Source organism: Streptomyces sp. NPDC054783, assembly GCF_053611725.1.
The window spans coordinates 1-4,889 of sequence record NZ_JBSHAY010000090.1; the positions used below are offsets into that span (position 1 = coordinate 1).

Consider the following 4,889-nt stretch of genomic DNA (forward strand, 5'->3'; position numbering starts at 1 on the left):
ACACCCCACCCAACTGACCACCGGCACCCGTCACCAACACCGTGCCCGTCGACGACCAGACAGCAGCCGACGCCTCGGCCGGCATCTCGGCCCGGACCAGCCGCGGCGCGCACACACCCCGCGCATCGACCGACAGCTCCGGCTCCGCCACGGACAGCCACGCCGGATCGATCCCGGACACCGACTCATCCACATCCAGCAGCACGAACCGGCCCGGATTCTCCGACTGCGCCGACCGCACCAGACCACGCACCGCCGCACCCGCAAGACCACGCGTGACGACCACCAGACGCGACCCGGCGAACCGCTCCCCGGCCAGCCAGCCCTGCACCACAACCAGCGCCCGCCGCACCGCCTCACGCACCACCCCGGCAGACACCACCCCACCACACGGCGTCAACCCATCCACCACCACCGTCCCCGGCACCACATCGAGCGCATCCAGGTCCTCGGGTTCGAGGACGACCCAGTCCGCGGCGGACACCGAAACCGTCGTCGGCACCTCCACGGGAGTCCACTCCACGCGGAACAGCGAATCGGCCGGACCGTCACCGGAGACGCGCAACTGCTCCGGCGACACCGGCCGCAGCACCAAGGAGTCCACCGACGCGACGGGCCGGCCGGTGGTGTCGGCCAGGGACAGTGACACGGCGTCCTGGCCGGCACGGCCGAGTCGTACCCGGAGCGCGGTGGCGCCGACGGCGTGCAACGTCACCCCCGACCACGAGAACGGCAGCCGCCCCTGACCGGTGTCCGCCACCAGACCACCCAGCCCGATCGCGTGCAACACCGCATCCAGCACAGCCGGATGCACACCAAAACCATCGGCCGCACCCCCACCGTCCTCCGGCAGGCTCACCTCCGCGAACACCTCGTCACCACGCCGCCACACCGCCCGCAGCCCCTGGAACACCGGACCGTAGACAAACCCCGAAGCCGCCAGCGACTCGTACAGACCGGCCACCTCCACCGACTCCGCACCCCGAGGCGGCCACACCCCCAGATCAACCGGGGACACACCACCCGCACCCTCCGCCAGCACACCCGTGGCATGCCGCACCCACGGCTCCTCCGCCGGCGCCTGGTCGGAACGTGAGTGGAAGGCGAGCGAACGGCGGCCCGAGCGGTCGGGCGCACCGACGACGAGTTGCAGCTCGACTCCGCCCTCTTCGGGCAGGACGAGCGGCGCCTCAAGGGTCAGCTCCTCCACCAGTTCGCAGCCGACCTGCTCGCCGGCGCGCAGCGCCAGTTCGACGAACGCCGTGCCGGGCAGCAGCACCGCACCCATGACCGCGTGATCGGCCAGCCACGGCTGCGTCTCCACCGACAACCGGCCGGTGAACAGGAAGCCTTCGGCATCGGCGAGGGAGACGGCCGCGCCCAGCAGCGGGTGATCGGCGGACCGCAACCCCATGGAGGTGACGTCACCGACCGCGGTGCCGGCGTCCAGCCAGTAGTGCTCGTGCTGGAAGGCGTAGGTGGGCAGGTCGACGCGTTCGGCTCCGGTGCCGGAGAAGTACGCGGTCCAGTCGACGGCGACCCCACGCGCGTGGGCCACGCCCAGGGCGGCGGTGAGGGACTCGGCCTCCGTCCGTCCCTGGCGCAGCACGGGGACGAAGGCGTGGCGGTCGCCGGTGACACAGTCCTGCGCCATCGCCGAGAGCACACCGTCCGGGCCCAGCTCGACGAACGTCGTCACGTTCTCCGCTTCCAAGACCCCCATGCCGTCGCGGAAGCGGACGGCTTCACGGACGTGGCGGACCCAGAAGCCGGGGTCGGTGATCTCCTCGGCGGTCGCGATCGTCCCGGTGAGGTTGGAGACGACGGGGATGCCGGGAGCCTCGTACGACAGGCCCTCGGCAACCTTGCGGAAGGCCTCCAGCATCGGGTCCATGCGCGGGGAGTGGAAGGCGTGACTGACCGTCAGCCGCTTCGTCCTGCGCCCCTGCGCCTCGAAGGCGGCCGCAATCTCCTGTGCGGCACCCTCATCACCTGCGATGACGACGGAAGTCGGGCCGTTGACGGCCGCGATGCTCACGGCGTCGGTCAGGTACGGGGTGACCTCGTCCTCGGTCGCCTGCACCGCCACCATCGCACCACCGGACGGCAGTTCCTGCATCAGCCGACCACGCGCGGCGACCAGGGTGCACGCGTCCTCCAGTGACAGCACACCCGCACAGTGCGCCGCCGCGATCTCACCGATCGAGTGACCGGAGACGAAGTCGGGGCGCACACCCCACGACTCCAGCAGCCGGAACAGCGCCACCTCAACCGCGAACAACGCGGGCTGCGTGTACGCCGTCCGGTCGATCAGCTCGGCATCGTCACCGAACAGCGCCTCACGCACGGGCAGTTCGAAGTGAGTGAGGACCTCGTCCAGGGCCTGGGCGAACACGGGGTAGGCGTCGTACAGCTCCCGGCCCATCCCCAGCCGCTGGCTGCCCTGACCGGTGAACAGGAAAGCCGTCTTGCCCCGGCCGTCGGCGCTTCCGCGCGGCACACCGGCAGGGGTCTTGCCGGCGGCCACCTCGGCCAGACGGTCGAGGAAGGTGCGGCGGTCGCCCGCGATCACCACGGCGCGGGTCTCCAGGGCGGACCGTGTCGTCGCCAGGGAGTGAGCGATGTCGGTCGGGTGGAGGTCGGGGCGTTCCTGTACGTGGGCCAGCAACCGCTCCGCCTGGGCGCACAGCGCCTGCTCGCCTCGGGCCGACAGCAGCCAGGGCAGCACGGGCAGCACGGGCAGCACGGGCAGCGATATCTTGGCGGGAGCGGCCTCCGTGCCGTCCTCGGGTGCGAGCTGTCCGTCGTCGGCCAGTGGCGGCTGTTCGACGATGACATGGGCGTTGGTGCCGCTGATGCCGAAGGAGGAGACGCCCGCCCGGCGGGGGCGGTCGGTCTCCGGCCACTCCCGCGCCTCGGTCAGCAGCTCCACCGCACCCGCAGACCAGTCCACGTGCGGGGACGGCTCGTCCACGTGCAGGGTCCGCGGCAGCACACCGTGCCGCATCGCCATCACCATCTTGATGATCCCGGCGACACCGGCCGCGGCCTGCGTGTGACCGATGTTCGACTTGACCGAGCCCAGCCACAACGGCGTCTCCTCGGCCCGGCCCTTGCCGTAGGTGGCCAGCAGCGCCTGCGCCTCGATCGGGTCACCCAGCGTCGTACCCGTACCGTGCGCCTCCACCACGTCGACGTCCCTCGTGGTCAGCCGGGCGTTGGCCAGTGCCTGCCGGATCACTCGCTGCTGCGAGGGACCGTTCGGCGCCGTCAGGCCGTTGCTCGCGCCGTCCTGGTTGACCGCCGAGCCACGGACCACCGCCAGCACGGGGTGGCCGTTGCGGCGGGCGTCGGAGAGCCGCTCGACCAGGAGCATGCCCACGCCCTCGCCCCAGCCCGTGCCGTCCGCCGCGGCGGCGAACGACTTGCAGCGGCCGTCGAAGGACAGGCCGCGCTGGCGGCTGAACTCCGTGAAGGTACCCGGTGTCGGCATGACGGTGACACCGCCGGCCAGCGCCAGCGAGCACTCGCCGTTGCGCAGCGCCTGGACGGCCAGGTGCAGGGTGACCAGCGAGGACGAGCAGGCGGTGTCGACGGTGACCGCCGGGCCTTCCAGGCCGAACGAATAGGCCACGCGACCGGAGGCGATGCTGCTGGATCCGCCGGTGCCGAGGTAGCCCTCCACGCCTTCGGGTACGGCGCGCAGGCGGGAGGTGTAGTCGTGGTACATCACGCCGGCGAAGACACCCGTCCGGCTGCCGCGCACCGACGCAGGGTCGATCCCCGCGCGTTCGAACACCTCCCAGGTGATCTCCAGCAGCAGCCGCTGCTGCGGGTCCATCGCCAGCGCCTCACGCGGGCTGATGCCGAAGAACGCCGGGTCGAAGTAGTTGGCGTCGTGCAGGAACCCGCCTTCGCTGACGTAACTCGTCCCCTGTTGTTCGGGATCGGCGTCGAAGAGACGCTCGATGTCCCAGCCGCGGTCGGTGGGGAAACCGGAGATCGCGTCCCGGCCGTCCAGGACCAGCTGCCACAGGTCCTCGGGCGATCCGACGCCACCGGGGTAGCGGCAGCTCATCCCGACGATCGCGATCGGTTCCTGCTCCCCGGACTCGACTTCCTCCAGGCGGCGCCGGGTTTCATGAAGGTCCGCCGTCACCCGCTTGAGAAAGTAGCGGAGCTTTTCCTCGTTCATACGTGCATCCCTCTCGCGGCCCAGAAAGGCGGAGCCGTTCACGTCAGGAGATCCCGAACTCTTTACCGATGAAGTCGAACAGGTCGTCGTCCGTCGCCGATTCGATCTCCTCGGCGACCCCGGCCGCAGCCGCGTCGTCCTCCGGCCCCTTCCGGCCGTCACCCCACTTGGCCAGCAGGTCCTGGAGGCGTGCGGTGATCTGCGCATGCCCGTCGTCATCGGGGAGGACCACCGCCAGAGATGCCTCCAGCTTGTCGAGCTCCGCGAGCAGCGGGGTCACCGCCGCCGGCCCGTCCGGGGCGGTCTCCTCCCGGAGGAAGGCGGCCAGGGCGGTGGGCGTGGGGTAGTCGAAGATCAGGGTCGCGGGGAGGCGGACCTCGGTGGCCGCGGTCAGCCGGTTGCGCAGCTCCACCGCGGTCAGCGAGTCGAAGCCGACCTCGTTGAAGGACCGCTCCGGGTCCACCGCCGCCGGTCCCGCGTACCCGAGTACGGCCGCCACGTGCGTGCGGACCAGGTCGAGCAGCACCTTCTCCTGCTCGGCCGGGGGGAGGGTGGTCAGGCGTTGGGCCAGGGCCCCGGGGGCCGCGGCGTCCGCCGCCGCAGCACGACGTACGGGCACCCGGACCAGGGACCGCAGCAACGGCGGCAACATGCCGCTGCCCGCCTGAGCCCGCAAGCCCGCCAGATCCAGCCG

Annotated in this window: 2 protein-coding genes; both read right to left on the reverse strand. The window is 71.3% G+C overall.

Features of this window, described 5'->3' with window-relative positions; genetic code table 11:
* The coding region (locus ACWGJ5_RS46405; protein ID WP_453315616.1) for a type I polyketide synthase at positions 1-4,195 on the reverse strand (4,195 nt) is incomplete at its 3' end.
* Positions 4,196-4,238: 43 nt separating this feature from the next.
* The coding region (locus tag ACWGJ5_RS46410; protein WP_453315617.1) for a phosphopantetheine-binding protein at positions 4,239-4,889 on the reverse strand (651 nt) is incomplete at its 5' end.